At 43.7% G+C, this 22,214-nt stretch carries 19 protein-coding genes and 1 tRNA gene; 9 read left to right on the top strand and 11 right to left on the bottom strand.

Features of this window, described 5'->3' with window-relative positions:
* Nucleotides 1–42: 42 nt before the first annotated feature.
* The 3 genes from FAM09_RS21140 to FAM09_RS21130 all read right to left on the bottom strand — a co-directional run bounded on the left by FAM09_RS21140 (nt 43) and on the right by FAM09_RS21130 (nt 2,621).
* Nucleotides 43–618, bottom strand: a complete 576-nt coding sequence (locus FAM09_RS21140; protein WP_136579141.1) for a CAP domain-containing protein — start codon at nt 616–618, stop codon at nt 43–45.
* A gap of 232 nt (nt 619–850) precedes the next feature.
* The gene (locus tag FAM09_RS21135) at nt 851–1,144 is read right to left on the bottom strand and encodes a hypothetical protein (protein WP_136579140.1); all 294 of its coding nucleotides are present in this window, start codon (nt 1,142–1,144) and stop codon (nt 851–853) included.
* Nucleotides 1,145–1,565: 421 nt separating this feature from the next.
* Nucleotides 1,566–2,621, bottom strand: a complete 1,056-nt coding sequence (locus tag FAM09_RS21130) for a serine hydrolase domain-containing protein (RefSeq protein WP_136579139.1) — start codon at nt 2,619–2,621, stop codon at nt 1,566–1,568.
* 186 nt (nt 2,622–2,807) lie between these two features.
* Between FAM09_RS21130 and clpB the strand changes: the two genes are divergently transcribed.
* Both clpB and FAM09_RS21120 read left to right on the top strand, forming a co-directional pair.
* Entirely contained in the window at nt 2,808–5,420 is a 2,613-nt protein-coding gene (clpB, locus tag FAM09_RS21125) for an ATP-dependent chaperone ClpB (protein WP_136579138.1), read from the top strand.
* Nucleotides 5,421–5,695: 275 nt separating this feature from the next.
* Nucleotides 5,696–6,253, top strand: coding sequence for a DsbA family protein (locus FAM09_RS21120; protein WP_136579137.1), 558 nt, complete (start codon nt 5,696–5,698; stop codon nt 6,251–6,253).
* 634 nt (nt 6,254–6,887) lie between these two features.
* Here the strand turns inward: FAM09_RS21120 and FAM09_RS21115 are convergent.
* From FAM09_RS21115 to FAM09_RS21105, 3 genes are all read right to left on the bottom strand, one after another.
* A tRNA-OTHER gene (locus FAM09_RS21115) sits at nt 6,888–6,959 on the bottom strand.
* Between the two features lie 85 nt (nt 6,960–7,044).
* Nucleotides 7,045–8,268 (bottom strand): sterol desaturase family protein, encoded by a 1,224-nt coding sequence (locus tag FAM09_RS21110; protein WP_136579136.1) that lies wholly within the window; start codon nt 8,266–8,268, stop codon nt 7,045–7,047.
* Between the two features lie 30 nt (nt 8,269–8,298).
* Entirely contained in the window at nt 8,299–8,622 is a 324-nt protein-coding gene (locus FAM09_RS21105) for a carboxypeptidase-like regulatory domain-containing protein (protein ID WP_136579135.1), read from the bottom strand.
* 390 nt (nt 8,623–9,012) lie between these two features.
* On the opposite strand from FAM09_RS21105, the gene FAM09_RS21100 reads away from it, so the two are divergent.
* Nucleotides 9,013–9,867 (top strand): DUF4382 domain-containing protein, encoded by an 855-nt coding sequence (locus tag FAM09_RS21100; RefSeq protein ID WP_136579134.1) that lies wholly within the window; start codon nt 9,013–9,015, stop codon nt 9,865–9,867.
* Between the two features lie 189 nt (nt 9,868–10,056).
* Entirely contained in the window at nt 10,057–10,413 is a 357-nt protein-coding gene (queD, locus tag FAM09_RS21095; RefSeq protein WP_136579133.1) for a 6-carboxytetrahydropterin synthase QueD, read from the top strand.
* Between the two features lie 107 nt (nt 10,414–10,520).
* Here queD and FAM09_RS21090 read toward each other — a convergent pair whose 3' ends face one another.
* Nucleotides 10,521–10,952, bottom strand: a complete 432-nt coding sequence (locus tag FAM09_RS21090) for a DoxX family protein (protein WP_136579132.1) — start codon at nt 10,950–10,952, stop codon at nt 10,521–10,523.
* Nucleotides 10,953–11,271: 319 nt separating this feature from the next.
* On the opposite strand from FAM09_RS21090, the gene FAM09_RS21085 reads away from it, so the two are divergent.
* Both FAM09_RS21085 and FAM09_RS21080 read left to right on the top strand, forming a co-directional pair.
* A complete protein-coding gene (locus FAM09_RS21085; RefSeq protein WP_136579131.1) occupies nt 11,272–12,327 on the top strand; it encodes a hypothetical protein in 1,056 nt (351 codons plus the stop codon).
* A gap of 118 nt (nt 12,328–12,445) precedes the next feature.
* Nucleotides 12,446–13,459, top strand: coding sequence for a hypothetical protein (locus FAM09_RS21080; protein WP_136579130.1), 1,014 nt, complete (start codon nt 12,446–12,448; stop codon nt 13,457–13,459).
* 69 nt (nt 13,460–13,528) lie between these two features.
* Here the strand turns inward: FAM09_RS21080 and pyk are convergent, their stop codons facing one another.
* Both pyk and pfkA read right to left on the bottom strand, forming a co-directional pair.
* Complete coding sequence (gene pyk, locus FAM09_RS21075; RefSeq protein WP_208025623.1) at nt 13,529–15,022, bottom strand: pyruvate kinase; 1,494 nt, start codon at nt 15,020–15,022, stop codon at nt 13,529–13,531.
* Between the two features lie 61 nt (nt 15,023–15,083).
* Nucleotides 15,084–16,067 (bottom strand): 6-phosphofructokinase, encoded by a 984-nt coding sequence (gene pfkA, locus FAM09_RS21070; RefSeq protein ID WP_136579129.1) that lies wholly within the window; start codon nt 16,065–16,067, stop codon nt 15,084–15,086.
* Between the two features lie 468 nt (nt 16,068–16,535).
* On the opposite strand from pfkA, the gene FAM09_RS21065 reads away from it, so the two are divergent.
* Nucleotides 16,536–17,423: an SDR family oxidoreductase gene (locus FAM09_RS21065; RefSeq protein ID WP_136579128.1), complete on the top strand. Its 888-nt coding sequence runs from the start codon at nt 16,536–16,538 to the stop codon at nt 17,421–17,423.
* Between the two features lie 129 nt (nt 17,424–17,552).
* On the opposite strand, the gene ctlX is transcribed toward FAM09_RS21065, so the two are convergent.
* Together ctlX and FAM09_RS21055 are read right to left on the bottom strand one after the other, a co-directional pair.
* Complete coding sequence (gene ctlX, locus FAM09_RS21060) at nt 17,553–18,476, bottom strand: citrulline utilization hydrolase CtlX (RefSeq protein ID WP_136579127.1); 924 nt, start codon at nt 18,474–18,476, stop codon at nt 17,553–17,555.
* A 65-nt stretch (nt 18,477–18,541) separates the two neighbouring features.
* Nucleotides 18,542–19,993, bottom strand: a complete 1,452-nt coding sequence (locus tag FAM09_RS21055) for an arginine deiminase family protein (RefSeq protein ID WP_136579126.1) — start codon at nt 19,991–19,993, stop codon at nt 18,542–18,544.
* Nucleotides 19,994–20,146: 153 nt separating this feature from the next.
* On the opposite strand from FAM09_RS21055, the gene FAM09_RS21050 reads away from it, so the two are divergent.
* Nucleotides 20,147–21,301, top strand: coding sequence for an acyl-CoA dehydrogenase family protein (locus FAM09_RS21050; RefSeq protein ID WP_136579125.1), 1,155 nt, complete (start codon nt 20,147–20,149; stop codon nt 21,299–21,301).
* A gap of 123 nt (nt 21,302–21,424) precedes the next feature.
* Nucleotides 21,425–22,102 (top strand): YggS family pyridoxal phosphate-dependent enzyme, encoded by a 678-nt coding sequence (locus FAM09_RS21045; RefSeq protein ID WP_136579124.1) that lies wholly within the window; start codon nt 21,425–21,427, stop codon nt 22,100–22,102.
* Nucleotides 22,103–22,214: the final 112 nt, after the last annotated feature.

The following is a 22,214-nucleotide window of genomic DNA, read 5'->3' as shown; positions in this document are numbered from 1 at the left end:
CGACTCATCGGGGCCGCTGAAACTTCAGCGTAGATGAGTTTTTTACCAGTCGTGTTTGGCAATAATTATACAAGTGTAGGATTGATATTTGCCGCCATCGCATTTTACAAAGCCGATGCCGATATCGTACAGGGAAGCATCCCAATCGCCAATGCCCAGCAAATGATCGCGGTGGCCCTTGCTGGCGTCTCCGGCATCGATGATCAATGATTTTATTGCTTCTGTTCCTGAATCGTGACCTGTTGCCAGCGATTCAAAGAAATTCTCCTTCTTATCTTTTAACCAGTCGGCATTTAATTTATAGCCGCTTTGCTGAATAAAATAATTGATGCCATATCCATCGGGATTAACATGGTTAAAATAATTGCGTTTGGCCATGTCGAGCGCTTTGGCTTCGGCTACTTTGGCCAGGGTATCGTTCCAACGTAACGCCTTTTTGGTGATAGTCAGTTTCGCGTTGAGATGAAGTTCTTTATAATATTTTTCGGGATTGCTTCGGATGGTGTTGAGTAATTGAAATGCCTGTTGTGCTTCCTCTTTAACAACAAAGGGGTTGTTATTATAAAAAAAAGACAATAATAGCATCACAACTGGTACCATATAAGATATCACTTTCATAAGAGTACGGTCTGGTTGCTGAATACGGTTCTATTTAAATATAAGAATATCCGGCCGGTTTTGCAATAGCCGTTTGAAGGAGAACTTGGATTTAACAATACAGGTAGTTAATTGAAAAAGGATATTGAGTTGGAAATAGTTACTGGTTTATAGTTCTTTAGTTATTAAGTTATTAAGTTATTAAGTTATTAAGTTCGTGATTAACTAATGAACTTCTAATGAACTCAATAACTTATTTCTCGTGGTACAACCCTTCCTCTCCGGTGGCCAGGGATTGAATGGTAATGTCGTTGTTGCTGCCGAGCAAATCGCCGGAGGTCATTACGATGACAGCAACCGGTAAATTACTTTTTAAGATGGTATCGCCACGGGTACTATAGGTCTTGTTATCAAATTTCAATTGGTCGCCAAGGCGGTAACCTTCGCCGTAAAGCCATTGATGGTCTTTAATATGATCGGGGCTTAATGTAGTGCAGGCAGGAAAGAATGGGCTGGAAAGGATGGTCAGCAAGATTATTGTTTTCATAAGTAAAGACGTTTGCTCAAAAAAATATAAGCAAGAACCGGGCCGGTTGGCTAAAGCTGAATAACTCCCGCCTGGTGGTTGGCGAGCTACTTTTGTACACTAATAAATGACTACCTGAGCACTAATAAATAACTACCCGTTTTAAGTGGTTTTGCGTATTTGGAATATTTGTAATGTCAATCAGCCGCACTGGTGGTTTTATTGTTTCTATTTTCCGGTTTGTAACAGAATTTAATAATTGAACAGGCACCGAATACTGAAACAATAAACATTTTGGGTTGACATAACGAATAAGGACTGACGATGAACACTGGGCGTTCTGGGTATTACCGGGATGCCCTTTTTTTGTTCGGAGTTTGTAAGTTATTGAGTTATTAAGTTGAACTCAGAACTTACTAACTCAATAACTTATGAGCTGCTTTCACTGGCAGCCGCTTCCACCCACCGCATCATCAATCGCTCCTTTAACCTGCATCATAAGCTCCTTTTTCTGTTCACCCAATAACGACTTTACAAAAATGATAGCAGCGTAGTTGCGGCATTTGTCAATATACGGCCAGGTACCAAACAAACCCGGGCTGCTTACCACTTTGCTTTTTCCCTGGGCATCTTCTTCCTGGATCCATTCACCTAAACCATAGTGAAAGCCTTCTGCAACTTTTGGTGTGAATTTCACCGGCAGCGTGACGAACTGCGGCGTTTGCATTTCTTCAATGGCTTTTTCGCTCAGGATCCGCTTGCCTTCAAACATTCCCTTGTTCAGGATCATTGATAAAAAGTTGATATAGTCATTCGCTGTACTGCGGGCGCCGCCGGAAGGGTTGGGCGCATACCCATTGTCATTTACAAACGAAGTGCCCTTCATTTTCAAGGGACGTAATAACTTATCCTGGATAATACGATCGAATGTTTTTTTGGAAACCACTTCCAGCACCCGGCCGGCAATGTTCAATCCAATTGCACCGTAATGAAATTCAGTGCCAGCGTTATTGGAGATCTCTTTCGCGGCTAACGCATTCACTTCTTCTTCCAAACTCATGTATTTACCGCGTTGCATAATTTTCGACAGGCTTCCTTTTTCTGACTCAATACCTGTGGTATGGGCAAGACACATGCGGATGGTAACATAACTCTTCATGTATTTATCAAAGATGGGCAGGTATTTACTAACCGGGTCGTCGAGTTTTATTTTGCCTTCATCTACAAACATCATGACCAGTGCCGCCGTTAACCACTTGCTGCTACTGGCAATGGGCGCTTGTGTTTTGGCATTGAATTCACCCAGCTCTTTGGCGTGAATGATCTTTCCATCTTTATATACCAGTGCTACGACATCATTCCCCAGCAATTTCTGGTTTCGTTGCAAAAGGGCGTCTACCTGAGTAAAGTCGGATTGTGAAAAGGAAGACTGAAAGAATAACAGGAATACGAATAAAAGACTGCAACTGAGACAGATGGAACGGTTTTTTAATGACATAAATGCATGAATTTTGACCTGGATTGGGATTTGTAAGTAATATACTGCTATTGAAAATGCAGGCTCGGTTAAACCGGACCGATCTTTTTTACGTTCAACAGATTAAAAAGGTTTGGTGAACGAGGTCCTGAAAATCCGTGAACTGTATTTCAATTAGCATATTAGCAAATTATCATATTAACTATTATGAACTTAGGCAATTTTACCATAAAGGCGGCGGAAGCTTTTCAACAGGCGCAACAATTAGCGTTTAATTCACAAAGTCCGAATATTGAAACGGAGCATGTGCTGAAAGCTTTGCTCGATCAGGAAGATTCACCGGTTGAATATCTTTTAAAAAAGAATAATGTGACCGTGAACCTCCTTGAAAATAAATTACACGAACAAATTGAAAAACTGCCCAGGACCAGTGGCGATGCGGCGCAGATGGTTAGCCGGGAGACGAACAATGTGATCCTGCGCGCCGGTGCAACGTTGAAACAGTTCGGGGATGAATTCATTACCCCTGAACATTTACTGCTGGCTATTGTGCAGGGCAGCGATTCTACCGCCCGTTTGCTGAAAGAAGCCGGACTAAGCGAGAAAGGTTTGGTGGCGGCCATTAAAGAATTACGCAAAGGTGGAACAGTACAATCGCAAACCCAGGAAACAACTTTCAATGCGTTGAATAAATATGCCCGCAACCTGAACGACCTTGCGCGCCGCGGAAAGTTAGACCCGGTTATTGGTCGCGATGAAGAAATACGCAGGACCCTGCATATCCTTTCGCGCCGTACAAAAAACAACCCGATCCTGGTAGGTGAACCGGGCGTTGGTAAAACTGCCATAGCCGAAGGTATTGCGCACCGGATCGTGAATGGCGATGTACCCGAGAACCTGAAGACAAAAATTATTTATGCGCTGGATATGGGACAACTGATTGCCGGCGCCAAATATAAAGGTGAGTTTGAAGAGAGGTTGAAAGGTGTAGTAAAAGAAGTTACCGATAGCAATGGCGAGATCATTTTATTCATTGATGAAATTCACACCCTGGTAGGAGCCGGGGGGGGTGAAGGCGCCATGGATGCGGCGAATATTCTGAAACCTGCACTGGCGCGTGGTGAACTGCGGGCCGTTGGCGCTACAACTTTAAATGAGTACCAGAAATTCTTCGAAAAAGATAAAGCACTTGAACGCAGGTTCCAGAAAGTAATGATAGATGAACCATCGGTTGAGGATGCAATATCTATTCTTCGTGGGTTGAAAGACCGTTACGAAACGCACCACCATGTGCGCATTAAAGACGAAGCCATTATTTCGGCGGTGGAATTATCGGCCCGGTATATTTCCGACCGGTTCTTACCCGATAAGGCCATTGACCTGATTGATGAAGCAGCAGCGAAATTGCGGCTCGAAATGAATTCAATGCCCGAAGAGCTGGACCACCTGATACGACAAATACGTCAGTTGGAGATTGAACGCGAGGCAATAAAACGGGAGAATGATGAAGAGAAACTGAAGGCGTTGAATACCGAAATTGCCAACCTAAGTGTTGAACGGGATACCTTGAAAGCCAAATGGCAGGAAGAAAAAGAGCTGGTTGATAAAGTGCAGGATGCCAAGGCAAAAGTAGAGCAGTTGAAAATTCAGGCCGAGCAGGCCGAACGTAATGGCGATTATGGCACCGTTGCAGAGATACGCTATGGCAAAGTAAAAGAACAGGAACAGTTAATTAACGAGTACTCTAAGCAATTGGATGCCATTAGCGAGAACAAACGGTTGATGAAAGAAGAAGTGGATGCAGAAGATATTGCCGAAACAATAGCAAAAGCTACCGGCATTCCGGTGAGCCGCATGTTACAGGGTGATAAAGAGAAACTGTTGCATCTGGAAGCAAAGCTGCATGAGCGGGTGGTAGGGCAGGATGAAGCAATAACAGCCGTAGCAGATGCTATTCGCAGAAGCAGGGCGGGATTGCACGATCCCAAAAAACCGATTGGTTCATTTATTTTCCTGGGAACTACCGGTGTTGGTAAAACAGAATTGGCCAAAGCTTTGGCCGATTACCTGTTCGATGATGAAAGCATGATGACCCGGATAGACATGAGCGAGTACCAGGAAAAGCACACCGTGAGCCGGTTGGTGGGTGCGCCTCCGGGTTATGTAGGCTATGAAGAAGGCGGACAATTGACGGAAGCAGTACGTCGTAAACCCTATAGCGTAGTGTTGCTCGATGAAATTGAAAAAGCGCATCCTGATGTTTGGAACGTGTTGCTGCAAGTGCTCGATGATGGCCGTTTGACCGATGCCAAAGGCCGGTTAGTGAACTTCAAGAACACCATCATCATTATGACAAGCAATATTGGTAGCCATTTAATTCAGGAAGCCTTTGACGGGGTAAAGGAACAAGACGTAGAAGCAGCTACCGAACGGGCCCAAGCAGAAGTGATGAACCTGTTGCGGCAAACCATCAGACCGGAATTTTTGAACCGGGTAGATGAAATAATCATGTTCCAGCCATTGCTGAAAAAAGAGATCCTTGGCATTGTACAGATCCAATTGAACAACCTGAAAAAACAGGTGGCGGAAAATGGCATCGATCTTCGATTCAGCAATTATGCGCTCGAATACCTGGGCGAACAGGGGTTTGATATGCAATTTGGCGCCCGGCCGTTGAAGCGGTTAATTCAAAAAGAGATCGTTAATCCGTTGAGTAAAAAAATACTCGCCGCCGACATCGATAAAAGCAAACCAGTAATGGTTGATGTGTTTGATGGGGTAGTGGTGTTCAGAAATGAAACCCCTGAGCGGGTGCAGTAGGAAGTTTAACGAATCGTTAAAAGAAGGAAAATTTCATTCAGTAAAAAACCATATAGACAACATCTTGTTATTAAAATGTGAGTGAGAGAAAACCTGTGAACAAGGGCCTGTCAGGACTATTATGGGGAACAGAATTTTGGGGAAGGCCTGGCCGGTTTTGCTTGAACAGGTAATTTGAAGAAGCTAGGTTTTTGAACCAGGGCCACTCTGCTACTAGTAGAGTGGCCTTTTTAAATTAATAGATTACAGCTAAAACAATAGAAAGAGGAGATAGTATGCCAATTAAAAATGATAAGAACAAAGAGATCATTCCAACCAAGGGGTTATGGGCTGGTGACCCGGGTGCGCCGGTAAGCCTGGTATTTTTTGGCGATTACGAAAGCGAAGAGTGTGCTAAAGTGCATAGGGTGATGGTAAAGCTGCTGGAATCGCATGGCAAAAAGATCAGGTTGAATTACCGGCATTTTCCAATGACCCAGATCCATCAGCATGCGCATAAAGCGGCAGAAGCGGCAGTAGCTGCTGCCCAGGAAGGCAAGTTCTGGGAGATGCATAACCTGCTGTATATGCATCGTCGCCGTTTGGGCACTATTAGTTTGCGCGAATATGCCCGGGAAGCTGGCGTAACCAGCAAGAATTTTCTACCCGACCTGGTTGAAAGTAAGTACGGCTGGACGGTAAGAACTGACCTGTTGGAAGGATTGGATAGAGGCGTGCGTAGCGTGCCTACCTTATTAATTAATGATCGTGTGTACCAGGGAAGGCTCAGTCAGCCTGAAATAGCAAAGGCCATAGAGTTGGAGTGCCATAGTGTAAAGCGCAAAAGGGCCTAAGCTATTGGTGTTATGAATGTGTGGTTCGTGTGCAGTAGTCAAATGTGAGCTGGTAAAGAGCCAGAGGAAATGATGAATTGTAGGTATTGTGCGTGTGATCCTGTGCATAGTGGTTGAAGGATCAGGGCAGGCACTGGGCACAGTCGAAGTACAAATTACGGGGGTGTCTTTACACCCCTTTTTTGTTTTCAGGGCCTGCTTTCTACCCAAAAACGCTATTAAGAATGCCTGTTTCCAAAAAAAATTAAAATTTTTTTTGGAAAGAACTGGTTTTGAACAGAGGTAATAATTATTCACCAATTCACATATAATAGCCATTAAATTATGTTGTTTCTTAAAATTAATTGTTAGAAAAGCCGTTTATGAGTTTTAAAATAAATTATAGGCAGTAAAAATGATGAATGTTATTTTATATAATATGATGTATTTAAGGCTTTCGTGCGGGTGAAATCCGCGCTAACGTTTGTTCTTTTCGTTTAAAAAAAGAAACTTTGATTAACGATTAAAATTATAACGATTGCCTGTTCATACATGCTCCCAGAGTTGGGAGCTTTTTTTATGCCCAAAAAAAGAGAAGGCAGTGTAGAAACACCGCCCTGAATGAATGAATGATTGCTTGCCATATGAAAAACAGCAGTTACGGGTGGATTCGAACCACCGTAGGAGGGCTTGCGAGCCTCCGCCTTTCCACCTCGGCCACGTAACTCATATAAAAACACTGCAGGCTGCACGCTTCAAGCTGCAAGCCGTTGCGGCAACGAAGAACTAAGAGCTTTGAACTTGCTCCACCTTTAAGGGGCTGGGGGGTAAATCCACCGCAGATACCAGCTCCTGATGTTTTCAAAATACCAGGTGAACAAAATGGCAGCTGCCGGTATCAGTAATATGCTATACCACCAGGTTGAGTAAGCGATCATAACCCCGATGGAGACGGTTAGCAATCGCAGGAACTCCAGGTGCACAACCCATTGCTTTTGTTCCATAATTGCTCCGCAATTGATCAGCGTGAGCAATAGGGCAATGGTGATCAATAGCTGTTGATGCAGGGGTAGGAATTTTTCAAAAAGTATAAATACAAACAACAGCACAATACTCAGCACGATCTGCCACACTACATACCGGTTCAGGGGTTTGCCTACCGGGATATCATTCTTTTGTACCAGCAACTTTTCTTCGGCCTGCTCGCGGAAGCAAGGGTCAAGAAGATCGGGTTTGCCGAATATTAGTTTCACTTTATTGACAGGGCCTTTGGTTTTTCGGGCAGCCAGCAACAGTTCGGTAATGAAGTGGAAATGCTGCCATAAAAAGCTATAGCTTTTAAGCGGATGGGTTAATCCGTATTGTATTTCTACATCATCATCTTCTTTTTGAAAGGTGCCGAACAGCTTATCCCAGATAATAAATACATCACCATAATTTTTATCCAGGTACTTTTCATTGCTGGCATGGTGAACGCGGTGGTGGGAGGGGGTTACCAGAATGTATTCCAGTATGCCCAGTTTTCCGATCAGTTGGGTATGTATAAAGAAGGGGTACAACCCATGCACCAGTAAAATGCTGGTGATCATGGAGGCCGGAAAACCAAGTATCGGAAGCACTGCCCAGAAACCGGTACGCACAAATGCCTGAAATACGGTTATGCGGGCCGATACCGTATAATTGAAATCTTCGCTTTGATGATGCACTACATGCACCGCCCAGAACAGGTTGATCTCATGCGCCAGCCGGTGATACCAGTACCAGAGAAAATCGGTGCACAACAACAGCACGATCCATAGTAAAATGCCTGGTTGAATGGTGAACAAGCCGTATTTCTTCTGCAGAAAATCATATATGAAAAAGAACAAGCCGGTTACCCATACATCTAACAACCTTTCTGCAATGCCAACACTAATGTTTGCAATGGAATGGTGCAGATTAAAAACGGGCTTCTTTTTTTGCCGGGCAATGAAAAACTCCAATGCCATGAATACAACAAAAAAGGGGACTGCCAACGCCAGCAGATTTAATTTCATAACCGGTAATGATTGGTGCAGATAATTGCTTTATTGTTTAGGGTCAAGTTTAATGAGCTGATATTGCGATGCATCTGTAATCCGGATCTTCTGTTTCTTATATACCGGGTGTTCTATTACTAACGTAACCGGTAGGTCCTGCCAGGTAGAAATGGTAAAGGCGCCTTTGCTGTTAGTGAGCGCTTCTTCTTCCCCGGAGGTAATATAGACATACGCATTTTCAATGTATTTGCCCGTAGCGCTGTTCTTAACTGCGCCAGCTATAGTATGGGGCCGTTCAGGAAAAATTTCTGATGTATTGAATATAAGGGCCGGCAACGCAATTAGCCAGCTATTGCGGTGTGTGCGATTCATGCGACAATATTTGAGGGTTGAAAAATGTATAACCTGTTCCGTTATACATCGTCAACATCGTGCTTTTGAATAATGCATTGGCATGGTGGTAAAATTCAACACAATGATACTTAAAATATTTAAGTCTACAAAAATAGTGGACTAAAAAATTTTAATAACACACAAAGTCGCATTGGGGTTAGACTGCTGGTTTTACAGAAGGTTTAATCGCTCTTAAAGTTATTTGATTGTAAAATGAACGTGATTTTGTTAATGAAAGGCATTGTACGTTTTTAATACAATAGCGTTGGGTAAATGCAAACATTTTTAGTTGTCAACTTTTACTACAAAGGCATGGAAATTGTTAAGCCTTTCGTGAAATGTTTTTGATTAAACATAAAACACGCAATTATGAAATCAATGGGAAACCTGTTTAAGTATGTAATGGTTGTTGCCGCAGGAACAATCATTTTTTTTGCCTGTTCCAAAGAGAAATCCGACAATTCAACTGTGCCTTCGGGTAAGCAGGAGTTAAACCTTTATCTAACTGATGGTCCAACCGATCTTTTTGACAAAGTATTAGTCGACATCAAATCGGTGAAGGTGTTGGTCGATACCTGCGATAAAACCCGCAGACGTCGCGATAACTGGGATAGCACCAAGAAGTGCACAGTATGGGATTCGCTGCGCATTACTCCGGGCGTATATGATCTGCTGACATTGCGTAACGGTATTGATACGTTATTGGGAAGCGGCATGGTAACCGATGGTTCTATCCGTAAAATAGTTATCACGCTCGGTACCAATAATTCTATAGTAAAAGATAGTATTTCTTATCCGCTGAACTTATTGAATAACCAAACAACCATTACTATCAAGCTGTATGGTCATGAGTGGGATAACTACTCAAGCGGTCGTTATCGATTGTGGCTTGATTTTGATTGCGGACGTTCTGTTGTTCGACTACGTAATGGCGAGTTCTACCTGGCGCCATTCATCCGTGCGTTTATCATAAAAGAATCAGGTGCTGTAAAAGGAACGATCAAACCAACCGATGCCTATCCGATCATTTCTGTTTACAATGCCACAGATACTGCGTATGCGTTCCCCTGGCGTGATGGACAATGGAAAGTGCGTGGTCTTGATTCAGGAACTTATTCTGTTTTTGTAAATGCCGGCAATGGTTACCAGGATACAACTATTAACAATATATCGGTAACTGTGGGCAAGGAAACCAACCTGGGCACTATTACCCTGCATAAATAACATAGATACGAAGAGCTCAACATACCCTGGCCCTGGCTTAGTCGAGGCTGGGGTTTTTTAGTCAATGGGCAATAAGCAATGGGCAATAAGCAATGGGCAATATGCAAAAAGATGTGAGGTATTTCGGCACTTAGGGGCCTTGCCAATTGCTTATTGTCTATTGCCTATTGATTATTAACTTGCGCTCTTATGTTGCTTTATAAAGAATTTACATTTGATTCAGCTCATTTTTTGCCCAATGTACCGGACGGTCATAAATGTAAAAACATTCATGGCCATACCTACCGGTTGCGGGTGTGGCTGAAAGGTAAACCCGACCCGCAACTGGGTTGGATCATTGATTTTGCAGAACTGAAAAAGATCATCAAACCGGTTGTGGCTCAATTGGATCATAAACTGATGAACGACCTGCCCGGTTTGGAAAACCCCACCTGCGAACTCATAGCGGTATGGATCTGGGACCAACTGAAGCCGGCATTGCCCGCCATGCATCGTATTGAGCTGCATGAAACTCCTACCTCCGGAGTAATTTATGAGGGGGAATAAAACGGCAATTGCTGATTTTGAGATTTAGTGATTTTACGATTTCTTTTTATGTGAGCCTTTCGAACAATCTCAAATCCCAAAATTCCGAAATCCCAAAATGGCTTAATTCACGCCTCGTGCTTACTGAAAAAATTGTCGAGCGAAATAGGGCCGCCTCCTTCAACCAGGAAAAAGATCAGCAACAGTAAAACGATCAATGCAAACGGCAGCTCAAAATCGCCAAAAGCATCCCGCTGGGTATTAATGAAAATAATGGCGCCCATCAATATGGGTATATTCAACATGGCTGCCCATCGGGTGAATAAGCCAATGATTATAAGAAAGCCGCCCAACAGGTGCGACCAGGTTATGAAGATCACCAGCCAGTCGGTGCGGTTAGCCACCAGGCTGCCCCTGACCAGTTCTTCCAACGTTGCCGTATTTACTAAAAAGAAAATGCCTTTAAAGAAGAGGCAGATACCTAAAGCTACCCGCAGCACCACCAGCCAACGGGGATGATGTGTAAGGCTCCACTGGTGAATTTGTTGAAGCGTACCCATGGCAGGACATTTTAAGATTTATAATATGCTAATGGGTAAACCCGCTAATCCCGATAGTAGTCGGGGACAGGCAGTATTAACCGGTATACCCGCTAACTTGTTAACGTATTATAAAATTACGCCCATTATCTCATAAGGGTGCGTTTGCCGCGTTAAAATTCGTAGTGTCAAAAACCTGCTAAATCAATCAACTTCTAAAATATATTCACATATAATACGTTGTTAGCAAATTACCCGATCTTTACCCCCCCTTTCCGTAGAGCAACTTATGAATCACCAAAATATGGCCTGGTGGCCTTCTGTTAAAAAATCAATTACCATGAAGAAATCTGCCTTCATTTGGACAGGCGCTTTATTCGTACTCTCCGTTTCCAGTTTATCCTTTAGTATGTGCAAACCCGGCGCCGCCAATGGACAAATTGGCTCAGGTGGGGATAGTGCCAAGGCCGGTGTGGTAAAAACGGATACGGATGTTATAAAAGCTTCACTACCACCGCTCGATACCGCTTTATTTCTTGCCAAATTGCATAGGAACGCCAATGGCGACTCAAGTGGCAAATGGCCGGTAAAAGGCGCTTATCCTTTGCCAGGCGCTATTCTCCCTTTTAAACGCGTTGTTTCATATTACGGGAACTTCTATTCAAAGAAAATGGGCGTACTGGGTGAATACCCGGAGGATGTGGTAATTGAAAAATTAAAAGCAGAAGTAAAGAAATGGCATGCGGCTGATACAGCTGTAGAAGTTGTTCCGGCCATTCATTATATAGCGCTTACTGCTCAGGACAGCCCTGGTGAAGATGGTAAATACCGTTTGCGGATGCCTGCTTCACATATTGAAAGAGCCATTAATATGGCCAGTAAAATGAACGCGTTGGTGTTCCTTGATATTCAGGTTGCTTTAAGCACATTGCAGGAAGAGGTGCCAAAGCTTGAAAAATGGTTGAAGTTGCCAAATGTACATTTTGGCATAGACCCAGAGTTCTCGATGAAAACAGGTAAAAAGCCCGGTTCCGTGATCGGTACCATGGATGCTGCGGATATCAATTACACAACCAGCTACCTGGCCAAACTGGTGAAAACCTATAACCTGCCACCCAAAATACTGGTGGTGCACCGCTTTACCCAGGGTATGGTCACCAATTACAAGCAAATCAAATTGCAGCCTGAAGTTCAGATCGTTATGGACATGGATGGCTGGGGACACCAGGCACGGAAATTCAATACCTATAAGCAATTCGTTTATAAAGAGCCTGTACAATTCACCGGTTTCAAGATCTTTTACAAGAATGATCTGCGCGAGGCCAACAGCCATGTATTACAACCCGCAGAAGTGTTGAAGCTGAAACCGCAACCGATCTATATTCAGTATCAGTAAGAATTATTAAAGAAATATCAGTGTGGGCTGACCGTAAAGGTCGGCCCTTCTTTTTTCAACCCTGGCCTGAACTACATTGGCTTAATTATTGTCAAAACACAATTAAATCCTACTTAACATGAAGACTTTTATCCTTCCGGTGAAAGCAGCAACCGCTTTTGTTTTCCTGGTGCTGTTAGCCTCATCTTGCAAAAAGGAAAACAATGATAACGACAATAATACCGGCGGCCCGGGTGGTGGCGATTCAACCGGTACCACGAATTGTACAGCCAAAAAAGCAGATGCAGAGAACATCGCCATTTTTCCTGCAGATAATGCCTGGAATAAAGACATTTCCCAATCCCCGGTAGACCCGTATAATTCACAGATCATTGCTGCATTGGGCAGTTATTCGGTAAAAGCCGATTTTGGTAGCGGTTTATGGGAAGGCGGGCCTATTGGTATTCCTTATGTTGTGGTATGTGGAAGCCAAACCAAATACCCGGTTACCTTTCGTGCTAATTCCACTGATAAGAATTACGGCAATGAAAGTGATCCCGGTCCTTATGCCATTCCCCTGAATGCACCTATTGAAGGCAATGGGGTAGGAGATAAGCATGTGATCGCAGTTGATAAGGAGAACAGGATATTGTACGAGTTGTATAATGCTACCGTGAACAACAATCGTTGGGAGGCTTCGTCGGGTGCTATTTTCGATCTAAAGACAAATGCCCTGCGTACCGAAGGCTGGACCTCGGCTGATGCTGCGGGACTGCCTATCTTTCCCGGTTTGGTGCGATATGATGAAATTGTAAAAGGCGAAATCGATCATCCCATCCGGTTTACATTAACCAAACCAAATGTAAAACCTGCCTATATAGCTCCTGCCCGGCATTTGGTGAACAGTACGGGCGGACAGTATTCATTACCTTTTGGCGCCCGCATTCGCCTAAAAAGCAGTTTTGATATCAGCAGCTATTCCGCCACCAACCAGGTTATTTTAAAGGCAATGAAGAAGTATGGATTGATACTGGCCGATATCGGCAGCAATTTATATATCACCGGGGCGCCCGACGAGCGCTGGAACAATGATGACCTGCAACAACTGGGGAAGGTGAAGGGATCAGATTTTGAAGTAGTGAAGTTTAATTGATAGGCGGGAGCTAGTAGTAAGTGGCGAGTAGGGGCCTTCCGGCAACTCCTACTCGCTACTAGTTTATATTTAATCCACTTTCGTGATCTTCAGCACGTTGGTTGGAATGTGCAGGTGAACGGGCGTACTGCCTGTGTTTACCACCACATCGCCGGTCTTAAGAAATCCTCTTTCTTTAAGGATCTTGATCTGGTCGAACATGATATCGTCCAGGCTTTCTTCTTCATCATAAAAGAACGCGCGAACACCCCAGCTTAAGCTCAACTGGTTTACCAGCGTTTTTTCTTTCGTGAAGATATATAAGGGCGAATAAGGGCGATAGCTGCTGAGCACAAAAGCCGTATAACCGCTCTGCGTCATGCCGATCAATGCGTCGGCCTTGGTATCTTTCGCCAGTTTACAACCATTATAACAAATGGCGTCACTCAGGAAAGAAGGTGAGTGCGGTAAAGGTTTCAGGTCCTCTTCGCGGTTGTAGCGGTATTCAGTGCGCTCTACTTCCAAAATGATCTTGCGCATGGTTTCCACCACCAGGGCCGGGTGTTTGCCGGTAGCGGTTTCACCACTCAACATCACGGCGTCAGCGCCTTCCAGTACGGCGTTGGCCACGTCGGTGATCTCACTGCGGTTGGGTTTTACGCGATCGATCATACTTTCCATCATTTGTGTAGCTACGATCACCGGTTTGGCGCGGTGAATACATTTACGAATGATGTCGCGTTGCGCCATCGGTACTTTTTCAACCGGCAGCTCAACACCCAGGTCGCCACGGGCCACCATTACGCCATCTGATTCAAGGATGATATTGCGCAGGTCAACAAGGGCCGAAGGCATTTCTATTTTTGCAATAACTTTTGATTTGCTTTTGGCTTCCAGTAATCTTCTCTTCAGGTCTATGATGTCTTCCGCTTTACGAACGAAGGAAAGCGCTACCCAGTCAACCTTTTGGCCAATGATAAAATCAAGGTCAACGAGGTCTTTTTCGGTTAAAGCGGGCAGTGATATTTTGGTATCGGGCAGGTTAACCCCTTTTTTCGGCAGCAGAATACCACCATAGGTTACCCTTACTTTAACATCACCGTTTTTAGTAATATCAACCACTACCACTTCCAGCTTACCATCGTCGATCATGATCTTGTTTCCAACTTCCACATCTTCGTGCAGGTTGGGGTAGGAAACGTAGATCTTTTCTTTATTACCAACTACTTTTTCTTTAGAAGTAAAAGTGAGGATGTCGCCGGGTTCAATCAATAAAGCGCCGTTCTCAATTTCACCAACCCGTAATTTGGGGCCCTGTAAATCGGCCAATATAGAAATGTTGTAAGGTTCTTTTGAATTGATGGCACGGATGTGTTCAATGATCTGGGCTTTGTTTTCGTGGGTGCCGTGAGAGAAATTGAGGCGGAAAATATTAACCCCTGCTTTTACCAGTTCAAGTAATTTTTCGTACGTATCACAGGCAGGTCCTACGGTAGCTACAATTTTGGTTCTATGTGTACTATGTTGAATGCCTGCTTCCTTATCCATTTCATTGTGCAGGTACTTGGTTAAATCTCTTGCCATTGTATTAATTTCTTGTTTCTAAAATTCAGGTTTATTCGATGCAGGTTGATGGTATGTTTGATTAGCTGGCCAGGATCTTCACGATCTTGATCCATTCATCGCTGATCTTTTGTTTTGATTTCACCGCTCTTTCAAGCAGGGTATAATGCATCCGGTTGTTAAGGATACCCACCATTACATTATGCCGGCCTTCGAGCAGGGATTCTACCGCAGCGTATCCCATGCGGCTGGCAATAAGGCGGTCGAGACAGGTTGGGGAACCGCCGCGTTGAATATGGCCCAGAATGCACACCCTTGTATCGGTAAACGGAAGGCGTTCTTTCACTACTTTGGCTACTTCATTGGCGCCGCCAAATTCATCACCTTCGGCCACTACCACCATGTTCACCAGTTTTTTGCGGCGTTCTTTTTCCTGAAGCGATTCAACCAGTTCTTCAATATCAGTTTTACGTTCAGGTATTAATATATGTTCAGCACCGGTGGCAATACCACTGTGCAGGGCAATATAGCCGGCATCTCGGCCCATTACTTCAATAATGAACAAACGATCGTGTGCATCTGCGGTATCTCGAATTTTATCAATTGCTTCTACAGCAGTATTTACAGCAGTGTCGAAACCAATGGTAAAGTCGGTTCCGGCAATATCTTTATCAATAGTACCGGGTAAGCCAATACAGGGGATGTCGAATTCGCGGCTGAAAATATCGGCGCCTCTGAAAGAGCCGTCGCCGCCAATGATCACCAGGCCATCAATGCCCAGTTTTTTGAGGTTTTGATACGCTTTCTGACGTCCTTCGGGTTGAAAGAATTCCTTGCAGCGGGCTGTCTTTAAGATCGTTCCACCGCGTTGAATGATATTAGCCACACTACGCGAATGCATGGGTATTATATCATTTTCAATGATACCGCTATAGCCACGCATAATGCCAAACACTTCTAATCCATAATAATTACCGGTTCTCACAACGGCCCGTATGGCGGCGTTCATACCTGGAGAATCACCTCCCGAAGTAAGGACACCGATTTTAGTCACCTTTTTTGCCATGAATAAAATCTGTTTTATTTAATAATCTTCGAATCTGCAAGGAAATCGATAAAGGCTATCTACCAATTTTGGAAAGGCGGCCCAAAAATAAGGTTTTGTTTTGATACACGTATTAAGTACACGCTGTGTCAAGAAAACACTGAAATTGTTTTGTAAAATGATGTTTTTTTTGCGAAACACTATTTTTTTTAATCATTATTGTGGTTTTATTTAGGAAAAGGGTTCCCTTCATCCTATTGAAGGGTAACGAATTATTGAGGCTCCAAGATAATAAATGTGAGAGAAAGAAATGCGCATGAAGTGAAGCTTCTTGTTAGCATAACACGCCGTATGCATTGAATGAAAGTAAACGAAATAATTTAAAAATATATGAAACGTCCATGCCAGGATTTTCATTCAGAAATATGGGAAACTGAAAGTTTTGGCAGGGTAAGTTCCATCTGGCAAAAAATCAATAAAAACTAACAGATGAAAGTACTTATTACGGGAGCGAATGGATTATTAGGTCAGCATTTAACCAAATTATTACTCCACAAAAATTATCAGGTAATAGCCACCAGCCGCGGCGAATCCCGATTACCGTTTCAACCATCCGGTAATTACACCTATTATGAAATGGATGTGTCGAATGCATTGGAAACATTTTCAGTTATGGAACGTGAAAAGCCTGATGTAGTAGTGCATGCCGCTGCCATGACACAGGTAGATGATTGTGAGTTGCGGCCGCAACAATGCGAACGCATCAATGTACAGGGCACTTCACAGATCTTAACTGACGCTGAATCTTTTAGCAGTCACTTCATTTATATCTCTACCGATTTTGTTTTTGATGGGGAGAAAGGAAATTACGCAGAAGAAGATGATACAAAGCCGATCAGTTTGTATGGGTTCTCTAAACTGCAGGCGGAAAGCATGGTGCAAACCAGTACCATACCATTTTCCATCGTGCGCACCTGCCTGGTGTATGGTAATTTATTAAAAGGCACCCGCAGTAATATTGTAAGCTGGGTAAAGGAAAGCCTGGAACAGGGAAAGACCATTCAGGTAGTGAGCGATCAACTGCGTACCCCTACGTATGTGGAAGACCTGGCCAAAGGCATTGAATTAATTATTGAAAAGAAGGCGACCGGTATTTATCATATCTCCGGTAAAGATTGGTTAACACCGTACGACATCGCCATTAAAACGGCGCATACCTTTCAGCTCGATGCCACGAAGATTGTAAAAGTTGATGCTTCTACCTTTAAACAACCAGGCCGCCGGCCATTAAAGACAGGGTTCATTATTGAGAAGGCAAGAAAAGAGTTGGGGTATGAACCGATGACGTTTGATGAGGGACTTGAGTTAATGGGTTAAATCGTTAATGGTGAATGTGTCAGTTACCAGTTTCCGGTTGCCAGGTCCTAAGTTTCAGCATGCCTGCCAACAGTTAAGCTGTACTTGTTTTCAGCCCGGCATCCGGTAACTACTTTATATCTCAATGCCTCAATGATTTGCAATTTTCTTTTTAAGAAAAATCTCCGCCATCATACACCTTGCGCTTCCGCCTCCATTTGTTTCAATGGTTGTAAGCGGCGCATGCAGTATACGGTTATAGCTTTCCAGTTTCTTTACCTGCTCAGGCTTTAATGATTTAAAAGCCTGGCTCGACATGACCAGCAATTTCTCGCCGGCATTATTCTCCACCTGCAACATATTGCCTGCAAAGTGATTCATTTGTTCAAAGCTGATGTTGATCAACTCCTTGCCCGATTTACCGATATTTTCCTGCACCATTTTATATTCTGCATGATTGGGCAATGATTCCAGGCAAATGACCACATACCGGTCTGCCACGCACATCATTACATTGGTATGATAAATGGCTTTACCAGCACTATCTACTGCTGTGAACAACACAGGACGGTAATTCATCGTCCTGCAAAAATCATCCAGCACTTTTTGATGGGTGCGGGGCGACAAGCAGGCGTACGCTATTTTATGATCGCGGTCGAGCACCATACTACCGGTGCCTTCCAGGAATAATTGATCGTTTTCATAACTCGTGAAATCGAAGGTGTTTGTTATGGTAAACGTTTGTTGTATTTGTTGAATGACCCCTGGTTTGCGTTCCTGCCGCCGATTTTCTGCAAACATGGGGTATAAGCAAATGGTATTGTGATCGTGAAACGAGATCCAGTTATTGGGAAAGACAGAGTCGGGTGTATGCGGCTCGGGCGTGTCATCGATCACGGTTACGTCAACACCATTCGAGCGAAGCACCGTTACAAAATTATCAAATTCCAACTCGGCCTTTTCCTGTGCAGCTATACCGGAGCCTGCAACCTGAAAGGCATTATTTACGGCCGTTTGGGCATTGAACCCGAAATTAACCGGCCTTATCATTAATATGTGTGATGTTGTTTGCATAGAAAATGAAGTCTGAAGTCTGATGTCGGAAGTCAGAAATTAGAAGCCCCGACGTCTGAATTCTTTTAATCAATGTCTTCCCGCAATAAGGGCATGCTCATGCAATGAAAACCGCCGCGGGCGCGCGATAATTCCGCCGATGGTATCAGAATGAGCGTATCTTCCAGTTCTTCGGGTGTTGTTTCTTCCTTTTCAAATTGATCGAGTAATTCTTTTACATGCACAATAGTAAAACCAGCTTCGCGAAATGCTTCCACTGTTTTATCATTGCGATCATAACCAAGCACTACGCCTTCTTTCAGCGCCAACAGATTGCAGCTATCAGTCCATTGTTCACGGGTATCGAACGGGAACTGGTTATTGCCTGAGTAAATGAACTTTACTTTTTGATCGCATTCAAGGTCGTTCTCGCTGATATCGGTTAACAGTTCTTCCAGGTTGTCGTAGTAAACAGGACTCTCCGGATCTTTCTTTTTAAACTGAATGATCTTGATCTTGTCTTCTTTTTTAGGGCCTTCCAGGATGCGCTCTACCGGGTCGGCACCTTCGTGCTTCATTACTTTTTTACTGAAGGCGCCCAGCATTACCCATACGTTGCGTTTTACCTGCGTAAAGATGGTATCAATATGCATGTAATCGCGGCGGCGTGGAATTTTAATGATCGTTATCTTTTTAACAATACTCTTTGCAAACAGCATATTCACTACCTGCCGGGCTGCTTCCATGGTGGTGCGTTCGCTTATGCCAATAAGTAAGTGGTCTTTATGTACCACCATTACATCACCGCCTTCAAGCGTTACTTTCTTCTCATCGCCATCGCGGGGCAACAGGAAATGGTGTGCGGTATCAGGAATTTCGAGGATGTTATCGCGATAGCTTTCAAACAAAGGATGATTAAAGAAAATGTATTTAGCCAGCAAAGCTTCGCGCAGGCGGGCTGTTTTAGCCGGTTTGTTCAGCAATACATAATCATTGATAACAATGCCAATATCGCGGGTAAAAATAAAATTGGGGATAGGCGGAAAGAGCAGGCGTTCATCTTCTATAGTGCCGCTGATAATCGTTTTCGACAACAGGCGGGGCGATAGTTCAAGCAATTCGTTCTGGGTAGCATAGGAGCAGCCTTCTACGGCGCATACCGACGCTATGAGCTTCAGTTTAATTTCCTGGTCTTCCAGTATGTCGGCCAGCAACCATTCCAGTTCCACCACTTTATCTGATCTGAAGAATTCCGGTTTCTCGGGTTTGTAAAAATCGCGATTGTTCTCAGGCGCGTCTATCTTGTGCAATACCCCTCTGATCTTTTGAGGGTCTAAAAAGTACAAAAGGACCTTGGTATAATAATCATACTCTTTTTTGCGCATGGTTTCCAGGTGAACAATATCTTCAAATAACCAGTCCTGCGCTTTTGAAGGTACTACCTTTCCCAGGCCACTATCCGGGCTATGCACCAGCAATCGTCGTAAGCGGCCAATTTCTGAAGTAACCTGAACTACTTTTTTTTCTTTACGAGACATTTATATTAATTTTTTTTATTCTAATTATTAGAGAGTCAAAGTGGTAAGCAGGGAGAACTCAAATATAGGCAATCCCCTAAAATTAACACGAACGAATGTTAGTTTCTTGTAATGATTTCTATTATTTTTGCGGCCAATTATTAAATTCGCGATATGCAATTCCAACTTACTGAAGAACACTTAATGATTCAAAAGGCCGCCCGCGATTTTGCTCAAAACGAATGCCTGCCGGGGGTAATAGAACGCGATGAACATCAAAAATTTCCGCGTGAACAGATCCTGAAGCTGGCTGAACTGGGCTTTATGGGTATGATGGTGAGTCCTGATTACGGCGGCGCCGGTATGGATACCATCAGCTACGTACTGGCCATGGAAGAGATCAGTAAGGTGGATGCCAGCGTAAGCGTAAGCATGAGCGTAAATAACAGCCTGGTTTGCTGGGGACTGGAGAAATTCGGTTCAGAAGACCAAAAACAAAAATACCTCGTGCCATTGGCCCAGGGCCGCAAAAACGGTGAACTGCACATTGGCGCTTTCTTATTGAGCGAACCGGAAGCCGGCAGCGACGCTACATCGCAACACACCACTGCAGAAGATAAAGGCGATTATTATTTATTAAATGGAACCAAGAACTGGATCACGAATGGTTCTTCTGCATCTATATACCTGGTAATGGCGCAGTCAGACGTTTCCAAAGGAAGCAAAGGCATCAATGTATTTATTGTAGAAAAGAACTGGCCCGGTGTAGCCGTTGGCGCCAAGGAAAATAAACTCGGCATACGCGGTAGTGATACACACAGTATTTCATTTTCTGATGTTAAAGTGCCAAAAGAGAACCGTATTGGCGGCGATGGGTTCGGGTTCACTTTTGCCATGAAGACCCTGGCCGGCGGCCGCATTGGAATTGCTTCCCAGGCATTGGGCATTGCCAGCGGCGCTTATGAGCTTGCATTGAAATATTCAAAAGAAAGAAAGGCTTTTGGTAAAGAGATCATGCACCACCAGGCTATTCAGTTTAAACTGGCCGATATGGCCACCAAAGTGGAATGCGCGCGTTTATTGTGTTTAAAAGCGGCATGGGAAAAAGATCAACACCTCGACTATACATTAAGTTCATCTATGGCCAAAGTGTTTTCCAGCGAAGCAGCCATGTGGATCACCGTGGAGGCGGTACAGGTACATGGTGGTTATGGTTACGTAAAGGAATATCACGTAGAACGCCTGATGCGCGATGCCAAGATCACCCAGATCTATGAAGGAACCAGCGAAGTACAAAGGATTGTGATCAGCAGATCCATATTGAAATAATTAGCTAATGTGATAATTAGCTAATGTGATAATGGAATACAATAATATCAATTCCGCCATACAACTTACCTTTGCGGCGAACTGTAAGGTATTGTTTGTATCATTGATTAAACAGAACTATTGATGGCGGTTAATACAGAAGCATTCCTGAACATTAACGGGCAATTACAATCTAAACAGGTTACACTGGTTGCGGTATCAAAAACCAAACCGGTAGAGGATATACAGCAACTGTATGACCAGGGCCAGCGCGATTTTGGCGAGAACTATGTACAGGAACTGGCCGGAAAACAATTGGTATTACCCAACGATATCCGCTGGCATTTTATCGGCCACCTGCAATCGAATAAGGTAAAATACATTGCCCCGTTTGTGCATTTGATCCATGGGGTAGACAGCTACAAATTATTACTGGAAATAGATAAACAGGCGCGTAAAGCTGACCGTGTGATCCATTGCCTGTTGCAGGTGCATGTTGCCCAGGAAGAAACAAAATTCGGGTTTAATGAGCTGGAGTTAATGGAAATAATGGATGCTATTCATAAATATAAGCTCTTAAATGAGCTCAAAAATGTAGAAGTAGCAGGTTTAATGGGTATGGCTTCTCTCACCGATGATCTTGACCTGGTTCGTAAAGAATTTAAATACCTCAAACTGCTGTTCGATCATTGTGCAAGCCTGCCCTGGCTTAACCAATTCAATATTTTATCCATGGGTATGAGCAGTGATTACCAGGTTGCTATAGAGGAAGGAAGCACACTGGTACGCATCGGCAGCCTCTTATTTGGCGCCCGCCAATAATAGCTTATCGGTTTTTAGGCATGATTCATCGGGGTTTTATATTCAAACATCGAATTGATTATGAGGCAGGCATTCTGCTGTATATCTTTGACTTACATAATTAAATAGTGTT

The sequence above is a fragment of the Niastella caeni genome, assembly GCF_004834005.1.
Taxonomy (GTDB): Bacteria; Bacteroidota; Bacteroidia; order Chitinophagales; family Chitinophagaceae; genus Niastella; species Niastella caeni.
Note: the sequence above shows the minus strand (reverse complement) of the source record. Positions and strands in the feature narration are given on the sequence as shown.